General features: G+C 61.0%; 25 protein-coding genes. 3 read left to right on the forward strand and 22 right to left on the reverse strand.

Translation table 11 applies throughout. From position 1 onward, the window contains the following. Both ACIOVB_RS15605 and hemE read left to right on the forward strand, forming a co-directional pair. Positions 1-769 (forward strand): FAD-dependent oxidoreductase (locus ACIOVB_RS15605; protein ID WP_401269084.1); only part of this gene is annotated, 769 nt, incomplete at its 5' end. A 252-nt stretch (positions 770-1,021) separates the two neighbouring features. After that, positions 1,022-2,089, forward strand: coding sequence for a uroporphyrinogen decarboxylase (hemE, locus tag ACIOVB_RS15610; RefSeq protein ID WP_110719510.1), 1,068 nt, complete (start codon positions 1,022-1,024; stop codon positions 2,087-2,089). A gap of 79 nt (positions 2,090-2,168) precedes the next feature. Here the strand turns inward: hemE and ACIOVB_RS15615 are convergent, their stop codons facing one another. Then, complete coding sequence (locus ACIOVB_RS15615; RefSeq protein ID WP_401269087.1) at positions 2,169-3,443, reverse strand: MFS transporter; 1,275 nt, start codon at positions 3,441-3,443, stop codon at positions 2,169-2,171. Between the two features lie 119 nt (positions 3,444-3,562). On the opposite strand from ACIOVB_RS15615, the gene ACIOVB_RS15620 reads away from it, so the two are divergent. Continuing rightward, entirely contained in the window at positions 3,563-4,459 is an 897-nt protein-coding gene (locus tag ACIOVB_RS15620) for a LysR substrate-binding domain-containing protein (protein ID WP_401269089.1), read from the forward strand. A 36-nt stretch (positions 4,460-4,495) separates the two neighbouring features. Here the strand turns inward: ACIOVB_RS15620 and ACIOVB_RS15625 are convergent, their stop codons facing one another. The 21 genes from ACIOVB_RS15625 to ACIOVB_RS15725 all read right to left on the reverse strand — a co-directional run bounded on the left by ACIOVB_RS15625 (position 4,496) and on the right by ACIOVB_RS15725 (position 23,634). Continuing rightward, the gene (locus ACIOVB_RS15625) at positions 4,496-4,933 is read right to left on the reverse strand and encodes an excinuclease (protein WP_401269091.1); all 438 of its coding nucleotides are present in this window, start codon (positions 4,931-4,933) and stop codon (positions 4,496-4,498) included. 316 nt (positions 4,934-5,249) lie between these two features. Further along, entirely contained in the window at positions 5,250-5,627 is a 378-nt protein-coding gene (locus ACIOVB_RS15630; protein WP_401269093.1) for a hypothetical protein, read from the reverse strand. A 518-nt stretch (positions 5,628-6,145) separates the two neighbouring features. Further along, positions 6,146-6,298 (reverse strand): hypothetical protein, encoded by a 153-nt coding sequence (locus tag ACIOVB_RS15635; protein ID WP_401269095.1) that lies wholly within the window; start codon positions 6,296-6,298, stop codon positions 6,146-6,148. A gap of 191 nt (positions 6,299-6,489) precedes the next feature. Continuing rightward, positions 6,490-7,293 carry a hypothetical protein gene (locus ACIOVB_RS15640; protein WP_401269097.1) on the reverse strand — a complete coding sequence of 268 codons (804 nt, stop codon included), beginning with the start codon at positions 7,291-7,293 and terminating at the stop codon, positions 6,490-6,492. A 25-nt stretch (positions 7,294-7,318) separates the two neighbouring features. Beyond that, on the reverse strand, positions 7,319-8,545 hold the full coding sequence (locus tag ACIOVB_RS15645) for a beta-ketoacyl-ACP synthase (RefSeq protein ID WP_401269099.1): 1,227 nt from the start codon (positions 8,543-8,545) through the stop codon (positions 7,319-7,321). Next, positions 8,545-9,273: a 3-oxoacyl-ACP reductase FabG gene (gene fabG / locus ACIOVB_RS15650; RefSeq protein WP_401269102.1), complete on the reverse strand. Its 729-nt coding sequence runs from the start codon at positions 9,271-9,273 to the stop codon at positions 8,545-8,547. The genes ACIOVB_RS15645 and fabG overlap by 1 nt, the downstream gene beginning before the upstream one ends. Next, positions 9,266-9,730 carry a hotdog family protein gene (locus ACIOVB_RS15655; protein WP_401269104.1) on the reverse strand — a complete coding sequence of 155 codons (465 nt, stop codon included), beginning with the start codon at positions 9,728-9,730 and terminating at the stop codon, positions 9,266-9,268. Before ACIOVB_RS15655 ends, fabG begins: the two co-directional genes overlap by 8 nt. Next, complete coding sequence (locus ACIOVB_RS15660) at positions 9,727-10,923, reverse strand: beta-ketoacyl-[acyl-carrier-protein] synthase family protein (protein WP_401269106.1); 1,197 nt, start codon at positions 10,921-10,923, stop codon at positions 9,727-9,729. The genes ACIOVB_RS15655 and ACIOVB_RS15660 overlap by 4 nt, the downstream gene beginning before the upstream one ends. Beyond that, entirely contained in the window at positions 10,920-11,510 is a 591-nt protein-coding gene (locus ACIOVB_RS15665) for a hypothetical protein (protein ID WP_401269107.1), read from the reverse strand. Before ACIOVB_RS15665 ends, ACIOVB_RS15660 begins: the two co-directional genes overlap by 4 nt. After that, positions 11,510-12,235, reverse strand: coding sequence for a class I SAM-dependent methyltransferase (locus ACIOVB_RS15670; RefSeq protein WP_401269108.1), 726 nt, complete (start codon positions 12,233-12,235; stop codon positions 11,510-11,512). The genes ACIOVB_RS15665 and ACIOVB_RS15670 overlap by 1 nt, the downstream gene beginning before the upstream one ends. Then, positions 12,232-13,479, reverse strand: a complete 1,248-nt coding sequence (locus ACIOVB_RS15675) for an NAD(P)/FAD-dependent oxidoreductase (RefSeq protein WP_401269111.1) — start codon at positions 13,477-13,479, stop codon at positions 12,232-12,234. The genes ACIOVB_RS15670 and ACIOVB_RS15675 overlap by 4 nt, the downstream gene beginning before the upstream one ends. Next, positions 13,466-14,629, reverse strand: coding sequence for a sodium:proton antiporter (locus ACIOVB_RS15680; RefSeq protein WP_401269113.1), 1,164 nt, complete (start codon positions 14,627-14,629; stop codon positions 13,466-13,468). Before ACIOVB_RS15680 ends, ACIOVB_RS15675 begins: the two co-directional genes overlap by 14 nt. Then, positions 14,626-16,965: an MMPL family transporter gene (locus ACIOVB_RS15685; protein ID WP_401269116.1), complete on the reverse strand. Its 2,340-nt coding sequence runs from the start codon at positions 16,963-16,965 to the stop codon at positions 14,626-14,628. The genes ACIOVB_RS15680 and ACIOVB_RS15685 overlap by 4 nt, the downstream gene beginning before the upstream one ends. Continuing rightward, positions 16,949-17,551 carry an outer membrane lipoprotein carrier protein LolA gene (locus ACIOVB_RS15690; protein ID WP_401269119.1) on the reverse strand — a complete coding sequence of 201 codons (603 nt, stop codon included), beginning with the start codon at positions 17,549-17,551 and terminating at the stop codon, positions 16,949-16,951. Before ACIOVB_RS15690 ends, ACIOVB_RS15685 begins: the two co-directional genes overlap by 17 nt. Beyond that, positions 17,548-17,973, reverse strand: coding sequence for an acyl-CoA thioesterase (locus tag ACIOVB_RS15695; protein WP_401269121.1), 426 nt, complete (start codon positions 17,971-17,973; stop codon positions 17,548-17,550). Before ACIOVB_RS15695 ends, ACIOVB_RS15690 begins: the two co-directional genes overlap by 4 nt. Then, entirely contained in the window at positions 17,966-19,510 is a 1,545-nt protein-coding gene (gene hutH, locus ACIOVB_RS15700; RefSeq protein WP_401269124.1) for a histidine ammonia-lyase, read from the reverse strand. Before hutH ends, ACIOVB_RS15695 begins: the two co-directional genes overlap by 8 nt. Continuing rightward, entirely contained in the window at positions 19,491-20,438 is a 948-nt protein-coding gene (locus tag ACIOVB_RS15705; RefSeq protein ID WP_401269127.1) for a glycosyl transferase, read from the reverse strand. The genes hutH and ACIOVB_RS15705 overlap by 20 nt, the downstream gene beginning before the upstream one ends. Further along, on the reverse strand, positions 20,435-21,169 hold the full coding sequence (locus ACIOVB_RS15710; RefSeq protein ID WP_401269129.1) for a glycosyltransferase family 2 protein: 735 nt from the start codon (positions 21,167-21,169) through the stop codon (positions 20,435-20,437). Before ACIOVB_RS15710 ends, ACIOVB_RS15705 begins: the two co-directional genes overlap by 4 nt. Further along, the gene (locus tag ACIOVB_RS15715) at positions 21,162-22,841 is read right to left on the reverse strand and encodes an AMP-binding protein (protein ID WP_401269131.1); all 1,680 of its coding nucleotides are present in this window, start codon (positions 22,839-22,841) and stop codon (positions 21,162-21,164) included. Before ACIOVB_RS15715 ends, ACIOVB_RS15710 begins: the two co-directional genes overlap by 8 nt. Beyond that, entirely contained in the window at positions 22,838-23,383 is a 546-nt protein-coding gene (locus tag ACIOVB_RS15720) for a hypothetical protein (protein ID WP_401269134.1), read from the reverse strand. The genes ACIOVB_RS15715 and ACIOVB_RS15720 overlap by 4 nt, the downstream gene beginning before the upstream one ends. Then, entirely contained in the window at positions 23,380-23,634 is a 255-nt protein-coding gene (locus ACIOVB_RS15725; RefSeq protein WP_401269136.1) for an acyl carrier protein, read from the reverse strand. The genes ACIOVB_RS15720 and ACIOVB_RS15725 overlap by 4 nt, the downstream gene beginning before the upstream one ends. Between the last annotated feature and the right edge of the window lie 3 nt (positions 23,635-23,637).

The raw sequence follows: 23,637 nt of genomic DNA on the forward strand, positions 1-23,637 counted from the left end.
ATTTTTGTGGGTTGTTGTGTTGGTGTTGTGGTTGGTGGTTGTGGTTGTGGTTTTGGTTGGTGTGTTTTTGGGGTTGGGGTGGTTGTCCTCCATGAAGGGCGGTTGTGCCGGTGAGGATCTGCCGGGCGTTTATGACGCGCTGGACTTCCTGATTGCCAACGTCAATCGCAACCTGGGCTTTGAAAAGTCGCCGGAAGATTTCGTCGACATGAAGGGCAAGAAGGTCGTGGTACTCGGCGGCGGCGACACGGCGATGGACTGCAACCGTACGTCGATTCGTCAGGGCGCCAAGTCGGTGACCTGTGCCTATCGTCGTGACGAAGCGAACATGCCCGGCTCGCGCAAAGAGGTGAAGAACGCCAAGGAAGAAGGTGTGAAATTCCTCTACAACCGCCAGCCGATCGCCATCGTCGGTGAAGACAAGGTCGAAGGCGTCAAAGTGGTCGAGACCCGTCTCGGTGAACCGGACGCCCGTGGCCGCCGCAGCCCTGAGCCGATTCCGGGCTCCGAAGAGATCATCCCGGCCGACGCCGTGGTCATCGCCTTCGGTTTCCGCCCGAGCCCGGCGCCGTGGTTCGAACAGTTCGAGATCCAGACCGACAGCCAGGGCCGCGTGGTGGCCCCGGAGCAAGGTCAGTACAAGCACCAGACCAGCAACCCGAAAATCTTCGCCGGTGGCGACATGGTGCGCGGTTCGGATCTTGTGGTGACGGCAATCTTCGAAGGCCGTAATGCGGCTGAAGGGATTCTGGATTACCTGGGCGTCTAACCCCGGGCCCTGAGCCAAATGCAATAACCCTGTGGGAGCGAGCCTGCTCGCGAAAGCGGTCTGTCAGCCAACTTCAATGTTGGATGTACCGGCCTCTTCGCGAGCAGGCTCGCTCCCACAGTTGTTTCTCAGTGTTGCTAGTAGCGCATTCCAGCGCAATTAATTGACCCGATAGACAAAAGGCTGACCTGCATCCGTGCCTTTTGCGTCGCGCTCTGAGAAAATGCCCGCACTTTTTTTCCGGATGCCGACATGACTGCCCTGAAGAACGACCGTTTCCTCCGCGCCCTGCTCAAGCAACCCGTAGACGTCACCCCCGTGTGGATGATGCGTCAGGCCGGTCGCTACCTGCCGGAATACCGCGCCAGCCGTGCCCACGCCGGTGACTTCATGAGCCTGTGCATGAATCCGGAATTCGCTTGCGAAGTCACGATGCAACCGCTCGACCGTTATCCACAACTGGACGCGGCGATCCTGTTTTCCGACATCCTCACCATTCCCGATGCCATGGGCCAGGGCCTGTACTTCGAGACCGGTGAAGGCCCGCGCTTCAAGAAAGTCGTCAGCACCCTGGCCGACATCGAAGCCCTGCCGATCCCTGATCCGCACAAAGACCTCGGCTACGTGATGGACGCGGTCAGCACCATCCGCCGCGAACTCAACGGCCGTGTGCCGCTGATCGGTTTCTCCGGCAGCCCTTGGACGCTGGCCACCTACATGGTCGAAGGCGGTTCGTCGAAAGACTTCCGCAAGACCAAGGCGATGCTCTACGACAACCCGCAAGCCATGCACCTGCTGTTGGATAAACTCGCGCAGTCGGTGACTTCGTACCTCAACGGCCAGATCATGGCCGGTGCGCAAGCGGTGCAGATCTTCGACACCTGGGGCGGCAACCTGTCGGCAGCGGCGTACCAGGAGTTCTCGCTGGCCTACATGAAGAAAATCGTCAGCGGCCTGATCCGCGAGCACGACGGTCGCAAGGTTCCGGTGATCCTGTTCACCAAAAACGGTGGCCTGTGGCTTGAAAGCATCGCTGACGCCGGCGCCGACGCACTGGGTCTGGACTGGACCTGCGACATTGGCAACGCCCGCGCCCGCGTCGGCGACAAGGTGTCGCTGCAAGGCAACATGGACCCGACCGTGCTTTACGCGAAGCCGGAAGCCATCCGCACCGAAGTCGGGCGCATCCTCGCCAGCTACGGCAAGGGCAGCGGCCATGTGTTCAACCTCGGTCACGGCATCACCCCTGAGGTTGATCCGGAACACGCCGGCGCCTTCCTGCGCGCAGTGCATGAGCTGTCGGCGCAGTATCACGAGTGATCGACGCCCAGCTCTAAATTCTGGAAAACAAAAACGCCCGGCTTATGCCGGGCGTTTTTGTTTTGCAATGGGTTTTGCGTCAGGCTTTGACTCCGCCGAGCGGCGGTAATTTCGCCAGCTTCAACGCCACCAACAGCGCCACCAGCAACAACGCGCCGATGAACAAGCCAATCCCGTTCCATCCGCCCAAGTGCCAGAACACCCCGCCTGCCGTCCCGGCAATGCTCGAGCCTGCGTAATAGCTGAACAGATACAACGACGACGCCTGGCCCCTGGCCTTGATTGCGCGCCGGCCGATCCAGCTGCTCGCTACCGAGTGAGCGGCGAAGAAGCCGAAGGTGAAGATCAGCATGCCGATGATTACCAGCGGCAACGGCGTGAACATCGTCAGGGCGAGGCCGACGAACATCAGGGCAATCGTCGCCCACAACACTTTGCGCCGTCCCAGCTTGTCCGCCAGCGAACCGATCTTCGCCGAGCTGTAGATACCCGACAGGTACACCACCGAGAGCAAGCCGACAAACACCTGATCGAGGTTGTATGGCTGAGCCAGCAAGCGATAACCGATGTAGTTGAACAACGTGACAAACGCGCCCATCAACACGAACGCTTCGAGAAACAGCAGCGGCAAACCGGCATCGCGAAAGTGCATGGTGAAACCGTCGAGCAGACTGCGCGGATGCAACGAACGCGAGCGGAAATTGCGTGACTCCGGAAGAATCTTCCAGAACACTGCCGCCGCAATCAGCGCCAGACCGCCGATCACCAGCATCGCCGTGTGCCAACTGACGAAGTCGATCAGCACCCCGGTGATCAAGCGTCCGCTCATCCCGCCAATCGCGTTGCCGCCGATGTACAGACCCATCGCCAGGCCGATGTGTTGCGGGTGAATCTCTTCGCTCAAGTAAGTCATTGCCACCGCCGCCAGCCCGCTCAACGACAGCCCGATCAGCGCGCGCATGATCAGCACGCCTTGCCAGCTCGGCATCATCGAACTGGCGATGGTGCACAGCGCCGCCGCAAACAGTGCAGTGACCATCACCGGTTTGCGTCCGACCCGATCGGAAATCGGCCCGGTAATCAGCAGGCCAATGGCGAGCATGCCGGTGGCGACCGAGAGGATCAGGCTGCTCTGCGCCGCGTTGATCGAATATTCGTGAGATAGCAGCGGCATCATCGGCTGCACGCAATACAGCAGGGCAAACGTCGCAAACCCGCCGCTGAACAACGCCAGCACCGTGCGCATGAACATCGGCGTGCCTTTTTCGATGTAGATCTCTTGCAGCTCGGCGACGACATCGTCGGCCGCAGCGGGCGGGACTTCATGGGCAAGAGGGGCAGCGGCGGTTTTCACATCAGACCTCGGAGAGCACGGCCAGGCAGGCAATGGAAAAAATCATATAGCTGGCTAATGTTTCTATCCAATATATTGTTCGACCTGTTTGATAGCTTTAACGACCTAATGGGGTTTTCATGGAATTGCGTCACCTGCGCTACTTCATCGCCGTCGCCGAAGAACTGCATTTCGGCCGTGCTGCACAAGTGCTGGGCATTTCCCAGCCGCCGCTGAGCCAGCAGATTCAGGCGCTGGAGCAAGAGGTCGGTGCGCGGTTGTTTGAACGCACCAATCGTCGGGTCGAGCTGAGCGAAGCCGGCAGATTATTTCTCGAGGAAGCGCGGCTGGTGCTGGCGCAGGTCGACAAAGCGGCGGATGTCGCCCGGCGTGCGCAACTCGGCGAACTCGGTGAATTGAAGATCGGTTTTACCTCGTCGGCGCCGTTCAACTCGACCATTCCCCAGGCGATTTTCTCGTTTCGTCAGCGTTTTCCGGCTGTGCACCTGAACCTGCGGGAGATGAGCAGCACCATGGTTGCCGACGCCTTGGTGGACGAGTCGATTGAAGTTGGCATCATGCGCCCGCTGGGTCTGCCCGATTCGTTGAGCGTGGTGGAGCTGATGCGCGAGCCTTTGGTGGCGGTGCTCAGTGCCAAGCATCCGTTGGCCCAAGGCAGCGAAGAAGGTCTGTTTCTCTCGGCGCTGGCGCTGGAGCCGTTCGTGTTTTTCCCGCGCAGTTACGGTAGCGGTCTTTACGCACAACTGCTCAGTCTGGCTCGCGATGCCGGATTCAGTCCGCATTTTGCCCAAGAGGCCGGGGAGGCGATGACCATCATCGGGCTGGTGGCGGCGGGGTTGGGTGTGTCGGTATTGCCTGCGTCCTATCAGCGGATGCGCATCGACGGCGTGATCTACCGGCCGCTGCTGGATCCTGAAGCGATTTCAGCGGTGTGGCTGGTGCAGCGCAAGGATCAGAAGTCACCGATGGCCAAGGCCTTTGTCGAATTGCTCACGCGCAAGGTTGAAGGTGATTGATTAACCGCCGAAGGCTGCGATCTTTTGATCTTGCCGTTAAGGCAACCGCACCAAATCCCCCTTCAACGCCACCCGCGTGACAAAAATCCCCGCCCGGCACTCATAGGTATTCAGATCCTTGCGCACATGCTGGTCGTAATAACTGACGATATTGACCACCGCATTCGCCCCGACCCGCTTGGCCTCGGCCTGCAACTTGATCAGGTTCGACTGCAACACCCACTCGCAGGAATCGTGATCGCTCTTGTTGAAGCCATTGGTCTTCAGATCACTGATGACATCGCGCTGCAACAACCGCTGAGTGCCCTGAGGCCCATTCCCGGCCAGATAAAACTTCACACTGCCATCCAGCCGCCCGGCACGGAGCGCGTCCGACAACACCGTCTCGAAGGGCATGTACATCAGATTGGTGGCATGGCTGGCACTGGGGAGCAGTCCGAAGAGCGTGGCGGCGATCAGGGCTTTCACTTGCATGGTCATCTCCTTGACGGTGAAAGTGAACCGCGAGTACTCGGCGGATTGGGGCTCGCTGTTCTGGCAGGCGTTGTGTGATGGTCTGCTTGAATGAGTGTAGGTCGTGTAAATGAAGAGGGCTCGGACGGAAGTACACCGGATACCCTTAAAACAATTAAGAGTAGCCGATGGAAATTAAGCCGACACTCATAACTTGATGTATCAATGTGTGCCTACTCGTCGTCAGCTATCGAAATGAAGTCTTGGATAGATAGTTTTGTTTCAGGTCCATGCGCCTCAACCCGAAGGGTTCAATGCATCGAGCGGTACTTAACAATCAACGAATAATGTTGATCGTGACCACGCAAAACATGGTTTTGCTGTTGTGTGTGTCTCTGATCTCTTGTCTGTAGGGCGCATATCCTTGAGTGAAGCGCCTTATGTTTTCAATGTCTTGCTCGTTCGAGTTTAAAAAATCGTAGGCGGGATTCAGATACTCGTTAATCCTGGATACGAAATCCTGGATGGATAATTGAGTTTCAGATCCATGCGCCTCAACCAAAAGGTTGATAGGCTTGAAAATACGTTTGTTTGATTCAGTGTAAATAAAATCTCCTTCCTTTGTTCGAATGGTGTTCTTGTCATCCGCTGTGACATCTATCATCAGTTGCTGAATTGTTTTTTCAAGTTTTTGTGCGCCGACTATATCGTTCATGGGTATTCCCTTTTGATAAATAAATTTGTGAAGGAATGGTGTGTTAATCCATTCTCCATTGCGTTTATGTCACTGGAGTAATTTAGTTGATCTCTGCAGTCTCTACACCTGTCACTAATGACAGGCGCAGAGACTGATTCGCTATATTTTCGTATTTTTTTAAATGTTTTTGTTTTATGGCGCTTGATGCTTTTTGAGCTAAAGGCATCTAGGTGTTTAATAACAATTTTGTCTGTTCTGTGGCAGTCAAACGCATTCCTATGCTCCAGTTGGGAGCCGCTTTTAGACGAAAAACACAATGGCTACACTGAACTTTTTAGCAAATAAACTTCCAGAATGAAAAAGGGCGCCGAATGGCGCCCTTTGTCGTTCCTACAACTCAACCAATCTGTTTGTGAAAAATCCCCACGCAACGCTACGCTCGACACCATTTTTTACAGGTCGTAGCGGTCGGGGCTGGCCGTTGGGTAACGCTGCGTATTAATCTATGTCAGTTAATTTAACTTGCTGGGCTAGCTTCAATGCCCATTGCCTTGCATCGAACTCTGTATTTGTTCTTGTTGTTGTTTTTGTTTTAATAACTCTGCTCGCCGAGCGGCGTTCTCTGCGTCAAGATCTTTAATTTGCTCCTGATTTAGATTGAGAAGTTCTTTGTCGGATAGGGTTGGCATTTTGATCACCTTGGTCGTTTGGGATAAGCTACGTGAGCATCCTGTGACAGCCAAGCGCATTGCGACACTGTAAGAAGTAACAGTTTTTTAGACGATTTTACGATAATCGTTATTCATTAAATAATAAAGAATGAAACTTCCTGAATGACAGAGGGCGCCGAAAGGCGCCCTTTGTCGTTTCTACAGTTCCATCAATCCACGTGCGCCAAATCTCCACGCAACGCCACGCTCGACACCACCATCCCCGCGCGGCACTGGAATTTCTCGGTGTCTTTGTAGAGGTCGCGCTGGTCGACGCTGGCGATGTTGATCACGGCGTTGGCGTCGGCTTTTTTCGCGGCGTTTTGCAGGGTCGCGAGGGCCGACTGCAGGGCCCAGAAGCAGGCGTCTTCGTCGGATTTGTTCGAGCCGTTGGTTTTGCGGCTGCTGCTCACGGTGTCGAGTTTGCGCACTTGTTTGGGCAGGGTTTCGCCGGCCAGGTAGAACTTCACGCTGCCGTCGAGCAGGCCGGCGTCGGTGGCGCGTTTGACGCCTTCGCGAAAGCTCAGGTAGGTCGGCTCGTCGGCGCCTTGTTTGATGATGCCAAGACTGTTGACGGCTTCGATGTCCGGGTTGATCGACAGCTCTTTGAGCACGTTGTCGCGCAGGCGGTTGACCCAACGGTTGTAGTTGCCGTGGATCTTGCCGTCCTTGGCGTCGAGGCCGTAGCTGCTGCGGTAGTCGATTTCGAACGAGGTCGGGGTGAACGGGATGTCGACTTCGGCATGATGGCGACCGCGTACGGTGATCGCAGCTTTGATCATGCCCGGGCGTACCGATTGCACGACCCATTGACGGTCGTTGAGCGCAGTGACGATGGCGCGGCTCATTTGTGACTGGGTAAAGCCCAGGTTCGGCGAGAACTCTTCCTTGGCGTTGTACACCGGTTTGCTGGTGCAACCGCCGAGTACAAAGGCCAGGGCCAACAGGGCGGCGATGCGGTGAAACTGAGTCATTCCCTTCACTCCAAACGTGTTGCGATCAGTGCCAGCGGCGGAAAATCAACGAGGTGTTGACGCCACCAAAAGCGAAATTGTTGTTCATCACGTACTCGTGATGCATCTGGCGGAATTCGCCGCGCAGGTAATCGAGCTTGCCGCAATGCGGATCGACCTCGTCGAGGTTGAACGTGTGCACGTACAGGTCGCGGTTGAGCATTTCGATGCTGAACCACGACTCCAGCGCCCCGCAGGCTCCGAGCGTGTGGCCGAGGAAACTCTTCTGCGAACTGATCGGCATGCGCTCGCCGAACAAACTGCTGGTTGCCAGTGTTTCGGCAATGTCGCCCTGTTCTGTAGCCGTGCCGTGACCATTTACGTAACCGATGGCATCGGGCGTGAGGCCGGCGTCTTCCAGCGCCAGTTCCATCGCACGGCGCATGGTGGTTTGTTCCGGGCGGGTGGTGTGCTGGCCGTCGGCGTTGCTGCCGAAACCGACGATCTCCGCGTGGATGTGTGCGCCGCGAGCGAGGGCGTGCTCCAGCTCCTCAAGCACCAACATGCCGCCACCTTCGCCGATCACCAGGCCGTCGCGGCCCTTGTCGTACGGGCGCGGGCTGCTTTGTGGCGCATCGTTTTTCAGGCTGGTGGCGTAGAGCGCGTCGAAGACCATAGCTTCGGTCGGGCAGAGTTCTTCGGCGCCGCCCGCGAGCATCAACGGCAGCCGACCGAACTTGATCGCTTCATACGCATAGCCGATGCCCTGGCTGCCGCTGGTGCAGGCGCTGGACGTCGGGATCAGGCGTCCGGTGAGGCCGAAGAAGATGCTGATATTCGCGGCGGTGGTGTGCGGCATCATCCGCACGTAGGAGTTGGCGTTCAGGCCTTCGGCCACCGAGTTGAGCAGCATGTTGCCGAACGCTTTGATCTCGTCGGTGCTGCCGGTGGACGAACCACAGGCCACGCCCATGCGCCCGTCCTTGATCGATTCGTCGCCGAGCAAACCGGCATCGGCCAAGGCTTGTTCCGCCGCACCGACTGCCAGCCGCGACACCCGGCCCATGCTTCGCAATTGCTTGCGGGTCCAGTGTGCGGGCACCACAAAATCATCGATAGGGCCGGCCAGGCGCGTGTTGAGTTCGCTGAAGCGATCCCACTCGTCCATCCGGCGGATGCCGCTGCGGTTGGCCGCGAAGTTGCCGGCGATGGTCTCCCAGTCGCTGCCCAGCGAGGTGATGCCGGCCATGCCGGTGACGACGACGCGCTTCATCAGCACAGGCCTCCGTTGACCGCCAGCACTTGGCGGGTGATGTACGAGGCTTCCGCCGACATCAGGAAATTCACCGCACTGGCCACCTCTTCCGGGGTGCCCATGCGTTGCGCGGGGATCATTTTCATCAGTTCTTCCACCGGCACGTTTTCGTCGAGCATCGCCGTGTCGATCAGGCCCGGCGCGACGCAGTTAACGGTGATTTTGCGCTTGCCCAGTTCGATCGCCAATGCCTTAGCCGCGCCGATCACGCCGGCCTTGGAGGCGCTGTAGTTGACCTGGCCACGGTTGCCGATCAATCCCGATACCGAGGTGATGCAAACAATGCGACCAGCGGCACGGCGGCGGATCATCGGCATCATTACCGGGTGCAGGACGTTGTAGAAACCGTCGAGGTTGGTGCGCAGGACTACGTCCCAATCATCATCGCTCAGGGCCGGGAAAGCGCCGTCGCGGGTCAGACCAGCGTTGAGCACCACGCCGTAATAGGCACCATGGGTTTCGACGTCGGCTTCAAGAATGCTTTTGCAGGCTTCGCGGTCGGCGACGTCGAATTGCAGGATGCGCGCGGTGCGGCCCAGCGCTTCGATTTCGACCTGCACGGCTTGTGCGTCGGCAACGCCGCTACGGCAATGCAGGACGATGTCATTCCCGGCCTGCGCCAGACGCAAGGCAATGGCGCGGCCGATGCCACGGCTGGAGCCGGTGACCAGTACGGATTCAGTCATCGTTCGACTCCTGTGCTTGTTGCAGATATTGGGTTGGCTGTGGCGGGCGGAACACATTCAGTCGAGCACTGACCTCGATGCCGGGCGCGTTGATATGGCACTCGAACACGCCCATGCCATTGTCGTCTTCCAGCGAGCGGATGCCATGGATGGTCAACTCGCTGCCCGCAGGAAACGCCTCGACGTTGCACTCGAACTTGCGCGTGCCGAGCAGAAAGCCCAGCTCCACCGGATTGCCTTTCTGTCGCGCGTGGCATCCGGCGAACGCGGCGACGCTTTGCGCCATCAATTCGATGCCGACCCACGCCGGCAGGCTGCCGTCGGGCAGGTTGAACAAACCCTCGGACTTGACCGTGAGGCGGGTGTAGATCTGCTCATCATCGAAGCTGAGGATCTTGTCGATCAGGATCATGTCGCCAGCGTGGGGCAACAGTTCGGCGAGCGGCCAGTCGGTCATGGGGCGTCTCCGATAATGAGGCTGACGTTATTGCCGCCGAAGGCAAACGAATTGCTCATCAGGTGGCGGGGTGCAGTGGACGACAGGCGTTCGCTGGCGGTCACCCACTTCAGCGGCGGCAGCTCGGGATCGGCCTGGCCATCCCAGACGTGCGGCGGCAGCGCGTGTTGCGGGTTATCGGCGCTGAGGCTCAGCCAGCAGAACGCCGCTTCCAGTGCGCCGGCTGCGCCGAGAGTGTGGCCGGTCATCGGTTTGGTCGAAGAGCAGGCAACGCCCTCGGGGAATAGCGAGGCGACTGCCAGACTTTCCATGGCGTCGTTGTGTTGGGTCGCGGTGCCGTGCAGGTTCAGATAGTTGATCTGCGCGGCTTGCAGGTGGGCGCGGCTCAAGGCTTTCTGCATCGCTTGCAAGGCGCCGCGTCCGCTCGGCTCAGGCGCGGAGATATGGTGCGCGTCGGAGCTGGCACCGGCACCGAGCAAGGCGATGGCCGGGCCGTCGCCACGCTGCTTGCTCATCACGAACAGCACCGCCGCTTCGCCGATGTTGATGCCGTTGCGGTTGGCCGAGAACGGATTGCAGCGCTCGTCGGACACCGCTTCCAGCGATGAAAATCCGTTAAGGGTCAGCTTGCACAGACTGTCGACGCCACCGCACAACACCGCGTCGCACAGACCGAGATCGAGCAGGCGTTGCGCGCTCATCAGTGCGCGGGCGCTGGAGGTGCACGCGGTGGAAATCACATAGGCCGGGCCGCTTAGTTGCAGCCAGTCGGCGAGGAAATTCGCCGGGGCGCCGAGTTCCTGTTGTCCGTAGTCGTATCCCGCCGGGAAATGCTGCTCACGGAGGAAATGCGCCAGGCCACGGCTGGCTTCGTCGATACCCGAGGTGCTGGTGCCGAGCACTACGCCGATGCGGTCGCGGCCGTAGGTTTGGATCGCCTGATCAATGTCGGCGCGAATCTGCAGCGCGGCTTCCAGCAGCAACTGATTGTTGCGACTGCTCTGGTCGGCCAGCGCTGCCGGGATTGGCGCCAGTTCACCGTGTACGGCGGCCACCGGCAACTCACGCTCCGCCACCCAGCCCGCCTCGGGGCGCATGCCCGAGCAGTCGCCGGCGAACAGATTGCGCGCGATTTCTTGCTTGTCGCGGCCCAGGGCGCAGATCACGCCGAGGGCATTCAGGTAGGCAGTCATGGCGTCGTTTCACCGAGTGGGGAGACGCGATAGTGCGGGCCTTTGGGCAGGTTCAATTCGAAGCTCAACGGTTGTGCAAAACGGATGTCCCAGCGCGTCGGCAGCGAACGTTGCCCGTCCTGTTGCTGCGCGGTGGGGTAATTGCGCAGCAGTTCGCCCGGTGGTGTCAGGGCGAACAGCAGCGCGGCGAAGAGCTCCCGGGCTTCCGGGTTGGGCGGCAGCAGGCCGTCAGCCTGCCAGTGGCCGTCGATCAGTTGCTGACGCGCCTGGGGAATGCCCAGCGGGTCCATCATCGACCAGCGGATGCCCGCGCCTTCGCGCTGGATGACGAGCAGCCAGTCCTGACGCTGATCGGCTTGTTGGCGCTCGATGTGCAGTTGCAAGGGCAGCGGCAACGTCGGGTTGCGGGTTGGCAGCGGCGGCTGGCTGGCGCAACCACTTAGCGAAGCAAATAGCACTAACATCAGCCACACCACATACCCTGTGGGAGCGAGCCTGCTCGCGAAGACGCCAGCACATTCAACATAGAGGCTGGCTGACCCACCGCTTTCGCGAGCAGGCTCGCTCCCACAGGTTATGTGGTGCATCAGATATCACCTTGCAATGGCTTGCGGGCGACGACATTCACCAACGTCTCTTCCCGCTGCCCAAACGGCTTCGGTTTGCGCAACCCGGAGCGCTCCAGCAAACCGAAATCTTTCGAACGGCTCCACCACAGATACGGGTACGAGACATTGCGCTCACCAAACTCGAAACCCTGCTCGCGAATCATCTGCAGATACTGCGCCGCACTCTTCTGCACATGCATCGGATGGCGGAACAGCCAGCGGATCACCCAGGTATCAATGTAAGCCTCGGTGGACTCGGCGAACAGCAGATAACCGCCGGGCTTGAGTACCCGGTAAAACTCGGCGAGGGCTTTTTCCTGCTCGACCAGATGATGAAAGGTCTGATGACAGAACAGCAGGTCGACACTGGCGTCCGGCACGTTGAGGGTCGCGCAATCGCTGCCGATCAACTCGACGTCCAGGCCCTGGCGCGCCGCTTCTTCGCCGCTCAACTCAAGGCTGTGCGGATCGGCGTCAACGCCGATCAAACGATGTGGCGCGAAGGTCTGGCGCAGGTGGCGGAACGACTTGCCCTGACCGCAACCGGCATCCAGCAGTACCGGGTTCGCCGGCAGCGACTCGCTGAACAGACCGCGCAGATCGTTGATCGCCACGCGCAACACATGGTGCTGCCAGGTATGGCTGCGCAGGAACCAGAAACCGAAGCGGGTTTCCTCGACGTAGCTGTCGCTCAGGTAACTCATGGGGCGTCCTTTGCACAAAGTTCGGAAATCATCTTCAACCGGCGACGCGCTTCGCTGACGAACGGGTTGCGTTCGTCCCAGGCGTAACCGGCGAGGATCGAGCAGATCATCCGGCGAATTTCCGCCTGGCTGTCCTCATAAAAAATCACGTCCTGAAAGGTGCCGGCGTACCAGCCCTCGACGTAGCAGCGGAAGGTGTCGACGCCGCGCTTCAGCGGCTCGGCAAATTCGCTTTGCCAGTCGACGGTTTCGCCCTGCAACTGACGATGCAGCACCGCGGCCGCCATGCTCGCCGAACGCATGGCGATGGTTACGCCGGAGGAGAACACCGGGTCGAGGAATTCCGCCGCATTGCCCAGCAGCGCGAAGCCCGGCCCGTGCAGGGTTTTGACGTTGGCCGCGTAGCCACCGAGGGTGCGTGCCGGGGTGTCCCACACGGCGTTGTTCAGCACGCCGGCGAGGCTTGGCGTCTCGGCAATGAAACCGCGCAGGCAGGCATCAAGGTCAGCGTCGCGACCGTGGAAATGTTCAGCGGCGGCGACCACGCCCACCGAGCAGCGACCGTTGCTGAACGGGATCGTCCAGAACCAGATATCGCGATGCTGCGGGTGGGTGGTGACGAGGATTTTTTCGCGGTCGAAGGCCGGGTTGTCGATGTGATCTTCGACGTGGGTGAACACGGCCTGACGCACCGGGAAATTCGACGGCGCTTCCAGATCCAGCAAGCGCGAGAGCACGCGACCGTAACCGCTGGCATCGAGGACGAAATCGGCCTCGACGCGGTATTCGCTGCCGTCTTCGCGTCGCACATCAAGTTGTGGTTTTGCCCGCTCGAAATCGACGCTGACGATGGCATCGCCATAGCGGATCTCGGCACCTTGCAGCGCCGCTTGATCGGCCAACAGCTTGTCGAAATCGGCGCGCTGCACTTGGAACGTGGTCGGCTTGCCGTTGGTGAAGGTGTCGCCGAAATCGAACGCGCTGTAGCGCTCGCCCCAGGCAAACGCGGCGCCGGTCTTGCGCTGGAATCCGGCGGCGTTGACGGCGTCGAGCATGCCCGCTTCTTCGACGAAGTCCAGGCAGTGGCTGAGCAGGCTTTCGCCGATGGAAAACCGTGGGAAGTGTTGGCGCTCGATCACCAGCACGTCGTGGCCCTTGCGCTTGAGCAGCGCGGCGGCGATGGCGCCGGACGGGCCGGCGCCAATGATCACTACCTGACGACGTTGCATTTCAACGGTTGGCACGTGAACTCCCGGGCGCGATGGCAGTGTGTTTGAGGGGCGTGCGGTGCAGGCCGATCAGGGCCGGCAACAGCGTCGCGATCAGGCCCATCACCATCAGCGCGAAGTACAGCGCGGGGGTGATGAGTTGTTGTTGCAACAGCAAGTTGAGAAAGACGATTTCGCTCAGGCCGCGAATATTCAGCAGCACGCTTTCGCGCCAGCGGCTGGCGCCTTCAAACGAGGCACCGGCCCAGCCGAGACCGAGCCAGTTGCCGAGCAGTTTACTGGCAATCGGCAACAGCAGCAGTGCCGCCCATTGCACGGCGCCGAGGCTGGCGAGGGCGGCGTGTACGTCGATCTGGACGATGCCGAACGTGAGGATCAGCGGGATCGCGATCCACGTTTGCAAACGGCTCATCCAGCGCGCCGGCAGCGGCAAAACCAGCGGCACTTTCAGCGCCGCCATGCACAGCAGATAACCGATGCCGAAGATCAGCGCGTTGAGTTTGTAGTGCTCGGCCATGACCAGCAGCGCAAAGAAACCGAGGCTGTAGGTCAGCGGCCGACGAACACCGAACAGACGCAGCAGCAAGGGCACGCAAGCCAGCCCTAGCGGCAGCAACAGACTGCTCAAATGCAGACTGCCCTGAGCGAGACCGAACAACGTCCAGCAGGTCAGGTCGATCAGGATCGCGGTTTGCACCAGACGCCGGGTGGCAGCGGGCGGGTAATCGATGTGACGCAGATACAGGTACAGCACCGGGATCGCGGTAATCGCGAACACCAGTCCGATGGCCAGCGAGTTCAGCCACGGTTGCACCGGCAACAGCCAATACGCGGCCGCCAGACCACAGGCGAACGGCACGGCGAAACTCGGCACGGCGATTTTCACGCTCTGGCGATCCAGGCGCAGGTCGATCACATCGCTGAGGATATGCCCGAGCAACAGCGCGAAACTCAGGCTGTAGAGGTTTTTCAGCCACACCGGCGCGATCAGTTCAGCGCCGCTGAGCTGCCAGCCCGGTTCGATCCAGAAATACATCAGCAGCGGCAAGCCGAAACTCGCCAGCAGTAACTGGCTGACAATCGGGATCAGGCCGAAGTGGCGACCGATGCGCGTGGCCACGGCGAACAACGCCAGGGCCAGCAACCAGAAACCGATGACCATCATGCGGCATGCTCCGTAACGGTGGCCGTGTGTTCATGACGCCCGGCCCACGGCGCGAGCATGAAACTGAACGCCAGACCGAGACTCACCGACAGGCCGAAATTGCTCACTGCCGGTGTGCTGGAAACCGCCAGCAAGCCAAACGACAGCCATGTGGTCACGGCCGCCAGCAAGGTGCCGAGCAGGCTTACCGCCGCACCGCCCACCTGCTCACGCATGAGAATCGCGTAGTCGACGCTGATCGCTGTCACCAGCAACAGGCCGAACAGGCTGAACAGGGTCAGCGGCTGGCCGAGCCAGCCAAGGCTGGCCAGACTGCACAGCGCCGCCAGCAACGGCAGGGCGACGATGCGCAACGCGCCGCCGAAACCGAATGGCAGGATCAATACCAGCACGATCAACACGCAGGAAGCGAGTTTCAGTTCGGCGGCGCTGATCTGCGTGGCCGCGAAAACGTTGTTCAGCTCACCGAGGCGATCCACCAGCACCACGCCCGGCAGATCCAGCGCCTGCACCCGCAGCAGCGAAGGGTTGTTCAGGCCTTGCAGGCTGGTCATCGCCGCCACACCGTCTTCGGTGGGGCCGAGCCACAGCGTGCGATAGGGCTCGCCGAGCGGGCCAGCCAGCGCGGCGTCGATGTCTTCAAGCGGTAGCGTCTGCAACTGTTGCAGCTCGGTTTGCAGGGCGGCGAGGGGGACGCCGAGATCAAGCAATGGCTGCCAGACCTGTGGCAGTTTGTTCAGCGCGTCGCGCACTTGCTGTTGCTGACTCGGCGGGCTGACCAGTTGATCCAGCGCCAGATAGCCTTGCAGTTTGTCGAGGTTGACCAGTTGCTGCAGCCGATCGCTCAGCGCGGCCTGACGTTCGAGCAATTCTTGCTGGTTGGCCGCGCGAACGAGGAAGAATTGACTGGTCGGCTGATAGCCAGTGATGCGCGCAATGGTCTGCGCTTCATCGGTCAGCCGTTGCGGTGCGCCGACCCATTGGCGGATGTCGTTTCTGCTTTGCAGTTGCAACAGACCGCCGATGCAGAAGGCGATCAGCAGTGCGAGCAGCACCGGTGTATGGACACGCTCGAGCAATTTTTCCCGCAGATTAATCAGGCGTTCGGCCAGATGCAGCGGCCATTGCGCCGGGCGCAGTTCGACATTGTTCAGCAGCGCCGGCAGCAGGCACACCGCCGACAGATAGGCGCCGAGCAACCCGGCGGCGGAGAACACGGCAATTTGTGTCAGCGCCGGGAACGGTGTCCACGCCAGCGCCAGATAACCGATGGCGCTGGTGATCAGACTCAACGTCAGCCCGGACAGGGTCAGGCGCAGGGCCGGCCAGCTGCGCCAAGGCTTGAGGCTCCAGCTCTTCGACAGATAGTGCAGCGGGTAATCCACTGCCACGCCGATCAGGCTGGAACCCAGTACCAGGGTCATCACATGCATACGGCCGAACAGCGCTACACACGCTACCGCCCCGAACAGCATGCCGACCAGCACCGGTACAAACGCCAGCAACACCCGCCAGCGGCGGAACGCCAATAGCAAAAGCAGCAGGATGCCGAGGGTGGCACCACCACCGACCCAAGTCATCTCGCGAGTGGCTTGCTGCTGACCGTTTGCGGCGTAGAGCAATCCGCTGGCGGCCAGTAATTGCACATCGGATTTCGCCGCCTGCTCGCGACTGTGCTGGAGCAGATCCGCCACTTGCAGCGGCAGGTTCATATCGAAAGCGTTGCCGGTGGTGCGCGCACGCAGCAGCACCCAGCTCTTGCCGTCGGCGTCGGCGACCAATGCACCGCTGCCGATGTCCAGTTGCACCGCGCCGTGTTGCGGCTGGCTGTTCTGGATGCGCCCGGTGAGGCCCAGCCAGTCATTCTGGTTCGGCACCAGACTGAAGCCGGTGAAGGGGTCGAACAGCGCCTGCACCCGTTGCTGAATAAAGGCGTCGGGATGTTCGATCAGCAGTTGCCGATCATCCGCCGAGAGCATCGCCAGCCGCCCTTGCAGCAATTGCGTGCGCAGGGCCGGCAGGTCGGCTTGCAGGTTCCACTGCACTTTTTCGAACAAGCCGCTGGCCTGCCATTGCTCGCCCAGCGTCTGCGCCATGGCCACCGCTTGCTGGCGATCGGTGTGGCCGACCAGCACCAGCATTTCGCGGTTGAGCGGTTCCTGCATGCGTTGTTCGGCGCGCAGTTCGAGAGCGTCAGGACTTGTGCCCGGCACCAACTCCATCAGGTTGGCCGACAGCGGCGCACCGTCGCGCCACTGCCAACCGGCCAGGGCGACAACTGCCAGCAGCAGAATCAGGAACAGCCAGGGTAGCTTGCGTTCACTCGGCAAAGTCATGTTGCTCCGCGTCGCTCAACGGTTGGCCGGCCGTGCTGTCCTGCATGCGCAGCACGGTACTGTCGCCCTGGGTTTCCAGCAGTTCGATGGTTTGCACCAACTCGCCGCCGTCGATGTTGATCTGGTTAAACACTTGCTTGAGCAGCATCGAGCGCGGGGTCAGAGTCAGTTTCCATTTCTGCGCATCGCCGCTCAGGGCCAGTTCGAAATCCCGTTGCAGGCCACTGCTGTCGCCCTGCAACACGGCGAGGAACAAGCGGTTCTGCTCGGCGCCAGCGCTCTTGTTCGGCAGCAATTGCCAGCCGTTGCCGTCACGCCGGGCAATGCCTTTGGCGCTGATGCGGTAATCCTGTTGCAGCGGGGTTTTCAGCAGCCAGAGCAGACCGTGATTTTTCGCGAGAACGAAACTGCCCTTGCTGATCAGCGGCTGGGGCAGGGCGCGCAGGTGTTTTTCCTGGATGAACTGGCCGTGGATCACGTCCGGTTTCGCCAGTTGTTCACTGAGCTGTTGCAGATCGAAGGCGTTAGCCAGAGACGACACCGCCAGCAGCGCCAGTACGCTCAAGCCTTTAACAAAAACATTCATCGCAGCATCCTTTCCACGGCATTGGTGAAGACTTTTGGCGAAGCCAGTTGCATCTCGCGGCTGCTCACTTCGACCGCCACTTGCACCGAGCTGGCGCGGGTCAGGCGTTCGCCGCTTTGCAGGTCGGTGATCAGATAATTGATCTTCAGGCGGTTTTCCCACTCCACCAGACTGGCGCGCACGTTCAGCTTCTGGCCGAACACCGCGCCACGCACGTAGCGCAATTGCAGGTCGATGATCGGCCAGGCGTAACCGGACTCGACCATGTGCGTGTAGTTGTGGCCGATCTTGTCGAGCAGCGCGCAACGCGCCACTTCCAGGTATTTGACGTAATGGCCGTGCCAGACCACGTGCATCGTGTCGACGTCAAAGAACGGCACGAGGATTTCCGTATCGGCGTGAAGCACTCCGGCACTACGCATGCAGCCTCCAGTGTTGTGCGGCGATGCGTTGCAGGCACAGGCGCAGCTCGCCCTCCAGTGCACGGTCTTCGATGACCGGCGGGAAGTCCTTGGCCAGCTCCTCGTGCATGGCGGCCAACGCTGGCGGCAGTGGTCGGGCGTCTTCGGCCTGACCCCGCAGCCACACCCCTTGGTTAGCAGCGAGCAGCGTGGCCGCGGCGACTTGTTCGGTCAGCTCCAGCACGCGGATCGCATCGCGGGCAGCGATGGTGCCCATGCTCACCTTGTCCTGGTTGTGGCACTCGGTGGAGCGCGAGAACACGCTGGCCGGCATGGTGTTTTTCAGCGCCTCGGCGGTCCACGCGCTGGTGCCGATCTGTACAGCCTTGAAGCCGTGGTTGAGCATCGCTCGATCTGCGCTGGCGCCGGACAGGTTGCTCGGCAAACCGTGGTTGTAGCGTTCGTCCACGAGCAACGCGAGTTGGCGGTCGAGCAGGTCGGCGACGTTGGCCACGAGGTTTTTCAGGCTGTCCATGGCAAACGCGATGTGCCCGCCGTAGAAGTGCCCACCGTGCAAAACGCGCTCGGCTTCGGCGTCGATGATCGGGTTGTCGTTGGCGCTGTTGAGTTCGATCTCGATGAACGAACGCAGCCAGTTCAGGCTGTCGGCCAACACACCAAGCACGTGCGGGGCGCAGCGTAGCGAGTAGCGATCCTGCAAGCGATGCAGCGGCGCGGTCGGCGCGTCGATCGCCAGATCCTTGCGCAGCCACGCGGCGACTTGCATCTGCCCAGGATGCGGCTTGGCGGCGAACAGGCGTTCATCGAAGTGTTCCGGGTTGCCTTGCAGCGCCACCACGTTGAGCGCGGTGATGCGCGTGGCCAGTTGCAGCAGGTAATCGGCGCGGGCGTAAGCGAGGCAGGCGAGGCCGGTCATCACGGCGGTGCCGTTCATCAAGGCCAGCGCTTCTTTCGGGCGCAGCACCAATGGTGTCCAGCCCAATTCGCGATGCACATCGGCAGCCTGACGGCGCTCGCCACGGAACATCACTTCGCGCTCGCCGGACAGTGTCGCGGCAACGTAGGACAGCGGCGTCAGATCGCCGCTGGCGCCGACCGAACCTTCTTCCGGGATCAGCGGCAGGATGTCGTGTTCGAGGAAGGCGTGCAGTCGCTCCAGCAGTTCCACACGCACCCCGGACACGCCGTGGCACAGCGACTGCAAACGCGCCGCCAGCACGGCGCGGGTGGCTTGCGCGTCGAGCAGTTTGCCCAGCCCGCAACCGTGAAAAGTGTAGAGATGACACGGCAGCGCTTCGACGTGATGCAGCGGCACCGCGACCACGCAGGAATCGCCGTAACCAGTGGTCACGCCGTAGATCACGCCTTCCTTGTCCAGCAACGAATCAAGGAACCGCGCGCCCTTGGCGATGCGCTCGCGGTAAGCCGCGTCGCTCTGCAACTGCACGGGCGCCTGACGGTTGGCCAGGGCCAGCACGTCTTCGATGCGCAAAGGGCGTTCGCCGAAGGTTACCGGCTCATGGGTTGGCGTCGTCATCGGTCTTCCAGAAAGGGTAAAAGTTGAACCATTGCTGCGGCGCTTCGAGGCAATAGTGACTCAGGCGCTGCGCATAGCGAGTGGCCCACTGATGAATGACCTGATCGCGCTCGCGGCGTGTCCACACCACAGCATCGGCGAAGGGTTCGAGGGTCAGGCGATAGTGGCCGTCGGGTTGCTTGAGGCACATCAGCAGATTGACCGGGCACTTCAGCAGGCCGGCCAGCAACCACGGGCCTTGCGGAAAGGGCGCCGGGTGGCCGAGAAAGTCCACGCTGACGCTGCGCCCGCCGTGCAGCGGTACACGGTCGCCGGCAATCGCCAGCCATTCGCCGCGCTCCAGGCGTTCGTGCAGTTGCAGCATGATCACCGGATCGAGTTCGCTAACCTGAATCAGGCGCAGATTGGTCGCCCCGGCCTCGCCGAGCAGGCGGTTGAATTGCTCGGCATGCTTGGTGTGCACCAGCACATTCATCGTGACCTTTTCGCCGATCTCGGCCAGCGCCCGGCACACTTCAAGATTGCCCAGGTGCGCGCCGACCAGCAGTTGCCCGCGACTGCCGCGCAACTGATTGCGCAACAGCGCCGGGTCGATGATTTCGATCTGCTCGATACGCAGCTTGCCGTTCCACACATCAAGCTTGTCGAGCATCGAATCGGCGAACGCCATGAACTGGCCGAACACCCGCCAATGGCCCGGACGCAAGTCTTCGCGTTGGCTCCATTCGGCCAGTCGCTGCTGATACTGCCAGGCACTGCGTCGCGCGGTGCGGCCAAACAGGAAGAAGTACAGAACGATGCCGTACAGCAATGGGCTCAGCAGCCGCCGGCCAAGGACTTTGGCGGCGAACGCGGTGAATTTCATCAGCAGAAAACTGCCGCGCTCTTCGCGGTCGGCCCAGTGCTTCTTGTCGGTCTCGACGCTCATGTGCGCCACCGTCGCCAGAGGATGACGGGCAGGCGCAGCAACATGCCGAAGAACAGCCGCGTGTGCATGCTGGAAATCAGCGCGTTGTCGTGGAACAGCCGGAAGTGCGACACGCCATCGAGCGGGTAATGCACGCTGGTTTGCAGCCAGCGCATCGGCTGATTGCGCCACGACAGGCGCACCAGAATGTCCGAATCGAAATCCATGCGTTTGCCGACTTTGGCCGAGTCGATCACGGCCAGCGTCGGCGCCAGCGGATAAACGCGGAAGCCACACATCGAATCGCGGATTTGCAGCGACAGCGTATTGATCCACACCATCACGTGGGTCAGGTAGCGCGCGTACAAACGGCCCTTGGGCACGCTCTTATCGAACAGCGGAAAACCGCAGATCATTGCTTCAGGACAGGCGCGGGATTCCTCGACGAAACGGGCGACATCGTGCAGGTCGTGCTGGCCGTCGGCGTCGACCTGCAAGGCATGGCTGAAGCCCAGTCGCGACGCTTCACGCAGACCGGTCATCACCGCGCCGCCCTTGCCCTGATTGGCGGTCAGCCGCACCAGAAACACGTTGTCGCGCTCGGCCAGAGCATCGAGTACGCGTGCGCAGGATTGTGTGCTGGCGTCGTCCACCAGAATGCACGGCAGGCCTTGGGCGAGCAGGGCGTCGACCACGGTACCGATTGCGGTTTCGTGGTTGTAGACCGGGATGACGGCGCAGGGGTTATGCATGATCGGCCTCCAGCAAAATCCGCCCGCTGGAGCAGGTGGCGCTGTCGTTGCGGTAGGCGAAATACAGTTTGCCGCGCTCGGGATCGAAGCGCAGGTGCAGCTGGATTTCATCGCCGGGGCGCACCAGTTGCTGGAATTTCAGCACTTCCATGCCGGCGAACGTGCCGGACAGGTTCAGCAGTTGGCGACCGAGGTTCAGCGCCCATTCCACCTGCACCACACCGGGCAGCACCGGGGCTTTGGGGAAGTGGCCGCTGAAGTAGGCCAGATCCGGCGGCACACTGAGTTGCAGGCTCCATTCGCCGTCGGTTTCGACTTGCTCCAGCACTTCGGGGGCTTTCGGTCGAGACGCCAGCAGCAGCGCTTCGACATCGGCTTGCGGCAGTTTGCCTTGGCTGTTCAGCGGCAGTTGCCGCACCAGACGCCAGCGACGCGGCAGGGCCAGGGCTTCGCAATGCTGGCTCAGGTGCTTGCGCAGGGTTTCGGTCAGGCTGCGGCGGCCATGTTCGCGTAACGCAAACAAACCGTCTTCACTGAGCACCAGCAACGCGCCGAGGACGGCACGATTTTCCTGCACCACACCCAGCCGCGCTTCGGCGACCCAGTCGTGGGCGACCAGCGCTTGCTCCAGCATCGGCAGGGAAATGCGTTTTTCTTCGAGTTTGACGATCCGGTCCAGTCGCCCCAGCAATTGGAAACGACCGTCGGCTGCAATGCGCGCGGCATCGGCGGTGTGTTCAACATGCCCGGCAGGTAGATACGGTGAGGCGATCAGCAGGGCGCCGTCGGCGTCCTGACTCAGTTCGACAGCGGCGAACGGCTGCCACAGGGTTTCGCCCTGGCGCCAGGCGATACCGCCGGTTTCCGAGCTGCCGAGGATTTCCGTCGGCCATTGCTGCAGACGCTGATGCAGGCTCTGCGCCGCTTCGGCCGGTAACGCACCGCCGGAGGAAAACACCTGACGCACCGCGCTCAGCGCCGGCCAGTCGAGGTTATCGCCCATGCGCTTGAGCAGCGCCGGACTGGCGACCCAGGCGAAAGCCGAATGCTCGCGACTGGCGCGCTGCAAATCCTCGGGGAAGGCCAGTTGCTTGCGCACAAACGTCCGCCCGGCGCACAGCGGCCATAGCACGCGGAACAGCAAACCGTAGATGTGTTGGGTGGCAACGCTGCCGATAATGCAGGCTTCGCCGAGATCCGCGCCCCACAGCTGTTCCAGCGCTTCGACCTCATTGGCCAATTGACGCAGGGTCTTGTCGATGCGCTTGGGTTCACCGCTGGAGCCGGAAGTACACAGGCTCAAGCGGCACTCATCGAGATCCAGTTCAGCGCCTGGCATTGCAGGCTCATGCAAGTCAGCCAAGCGACTGTCACCGGTTTGATCGGTCAGCCACAGATCGACTTCACCCGACCAGCGCTGACGGGTCTGCGCTTGCAGATCCGCGGGCAGCAAGACACTGACGCCAGCACGCCACGCGCCAAGCAGGGCGATGGCCAGTTCGGCGGCATCTTCCAAATGCACGGCCAGACGCTGCACGCCTTTGGCTTGCAGGCCGGCGGCAAGGCGCAACGCTTGTTCGCACAGTTGCGCGTGATCGAGTGCCGGTGCGTGGCTGATCGCCCGCGCCGGCAGGGCCTTGAGCAACAGCTGCTCAAGTTTTATCCAGTTCATGTACGGCCTCTTACCCGTTGTCGTATCAGCCATTCAATGGCAAACATCAGGCCGATCAATCCGTAGGAGATCAGGCCGGTGTACAACATCCACCAATTCAGCGGCGCCCACAGGGTGAGCAGGGCGGCGCACAAACCGTTGCAGAAGAAAAACACGCTCCAGGCCACCGTGACCTGACGGGTGTAGCGGATCGCCTCGGACGGCAGTTGCGGTTCACGTAGCCGCGCCAGACGCTCGACCATCGGCGGGCCGAATTTCAGGCTCAGGCTGAACAGCACCAGCATGAAGCCGCTGATCAGCACCGGATACCAGCGCAGCAGCAAAGGGCTGTCGAACACTGCCAGCAGCAGGCAGAACCCGATCGCAACGCCGGCCATCCACAGGCTGCCGGGTTTGCGCTCGCCGGTCAGCGCGCGCGCCAGCCACAGGCTGCCCAGCAGCAGACCGAACTGCCACGGGGCGAAGTGCTCCATGCCGAAATACACCGCAAAGGGGTACAGCAGGCCGGCCAGCAGCAGGCCGAGGCCGATCAATCGGCTCATGCGGCCGGTTGAACCAAGCGGTACACCGCCTCGACCACGTCACGCACGGTACGCACCGATTTGAATTCTTCGGCGGCGATTTTCTTGCCGGTCTGACGCTTGATGTGATCGATCAGATCGACCGCGTCGATGCTGTCGATTTCCAGATCCTGATACAGGTTGGATTCCAGGCTCACACGGGCCGGATCCAGTTCGAACAGCTCGACCAGGGCATCGCGCAGGGTGTTGAAAATGTCGTCACGAGTTTGCATGGT

The sequence above is a fragment of the Pseudomonas sp. NPDC087639 genome, from assembly GCF_044743385.1.
Classification (GTDB): domain Bacteria; phylum Pseudomonadota; class Gammaproteobacteria; order Pseudomonadales; family Pseudomonadaceae; genus Aquipseudomonas.

What these genes read in the sequence shown, in the direction of transcription:
- ACIOVB_RS15670 (WP_401269108.1), bottom strand. Translation starts at nt 12,235, where the DNA reads ATGAGTTACCTGAGCGACAGCTACGTCGAGGAAACCCGCTTCGGTTTC.
- ACIOVB_RS15635 (WP_401269095.1), bottom strand. Translation starts at nt 6,298, where the DNA reads ATGCCAACCCTATCCGACAAAGAACTTCTCAATCTAAATCAGGAGCAA.
- ACIOVB_RS15695 (WP_401269121.1), bottom strand. Translation starts at nt 17,973, where the DNA reads ATGCGTAGTGCCGGAGTGCTTCACGCCGATACGGAAATCCTCGTGCCG.
- fabG (WP_401269102.1), bottom strand. Translation starts at nt 9,273, where the DNA reads ATGACTGAATCCGTACTGGTCACCGGCTCCAGCCGTGGCATCGGCCGC.
- hutH (WP_401269124.1), bottom strand. Translation starts at nt 19,510, where the DNA reads ATGACGACGCCAACCCATGAGCCGGTAACCTTCGGCGAACGCCCTTTG.
- ACIOVB_RS15625 (WP_401269091.1), bottom strand. Translation starts at nt 4,933, where the DNA reads ATGCAAGTGAAAGCCCTGATCGCCGCCACGCTCTTCGGACTGCTCCCC.
- ACIOVB_RS15680 (WP_401269113.1), bottom strand. Translation starts at nt 14,629, where the DNA reads ATGATGGTCATCGGTTTCTGGTTGCTGGCCCTGGCGTTGTTCGCCGTG.
- ACIOVB_RS15725 (WP_401269136.1), bottom strand. Translation starts at nt 23,634, where the DNA reads ATGCAAACTCGTGACGACATTTTCAACACCCTGCGCGATGCCCTGGTC.
- ACIOVB_RS15630 (WP_401269093.1), bottom strand. Translation starts at nt 5,627, where the DNA reads ATGAACGATATAGTCGGCGCACAAAAACTTGAAAAAACAATTCAGCAA.
- ACIOVB_RS15655 (WP_401269104.1), bottom strand. Translation starts at nt 9,730, where the DNA reads ATGACCGACTGGCCGCTCGCCGAACTGTTGCCCCACGCTGGCGACATG.
- ACIOVB_RS15640 (WP_401269097.1), bottom strand. Translation starts at nt 7,293, where the DNA reads ATGACTCAGTTTCACCGCATCGCCGCCCTGTTGGCCCTGGCCTTTGTA.
- ACIOVB_RS15710 (WP_401269129.1), bottom strand. Translation starts at nt 21,169, where the DNA reads ATGCATAACCCCTGCGCCGTCATCCCGGTCTACAACCACGAAACCGCA.
- ACIOVB_RS15715 (WP_401269131.1), bottom strand. Translation starts at nt 22,841, where the DNA reads ATGAACTGGATAAAACTTGAGCAGCTGTTGCTCAAGGCCCTGCCGGCG.
- ACIOVB_RS15665 (WP_401269107.1), bottom strand. Translation starts at nt 11,510, where the DNA reads ATGCACCACATAACCTGTGGGAGCGAGCCTGCTCGCGAAAGCGGTGGG.
- ACIOVB_RS15685 (WP_401269116.1), bottom strand. Translation starts at nt 16,965, where the DNA reads ATGACTTTGCCGAGTGAACGCAAGCTACCCTGGCTGTTCCTGATTCTG.
- hemE (WP_110719510.1), top strand. Translation starts at nt 1,022, where the DNA reads ATGACTGCCCTGAAGAACGACCGTTTCCTCCGCGCCCTGCTCAAGCAA.
- ACIOVB_RS15720 (WP_401269134.1), bottom strand. Translation starts at nt 23,383, where the DNA reads ATGAGCCGATTGATCGGCCTCGGCCTGCTGCTGGCCGGCCTGCTGTAC.
- ACIOVB_RS15620 (WP_401269089.1), top strand. Translation starts at nt 3,563, where the DNA reads ATGGAATTGCGTCACCTGCGCTACTTCATCGCCGTCGCCGAAGAACTG.
- ACIOVB_RS15645 (WP_401269099.1), bottom strand. Translation starts at nt 8,545, where the DNA reads ATGAAGCGCGTCGTCGTCACCGGCATGGCCGGCATCACCTCGCTGGGC.
- ACIOVB_RS15660 (WP_401269106.1), bottom strand. Translation starts at nt 10,923, where the DNA reads ATGACTGCCTACCTGAATGCCCTCGGCGTGATCTGCGCCCTGGGCCGC.
- ACIOVB_RS15690 (WP_401269119.1), bottom strand. Translation starts at nt 17,551, where the DNA reads ATGAATGTTTTTGTTAAAGGCTTGAGCGTACTGGCGCTGCTGGCGGTG.
- ACIOVB_RS15705 (WP_401269127.1), bottom strand. Translation starts at nt 20,438, where the DNA reads ATGAGCGTCGAGACCGACAAGAAGCACTGGGCCGACCGCGAAGAGCGC.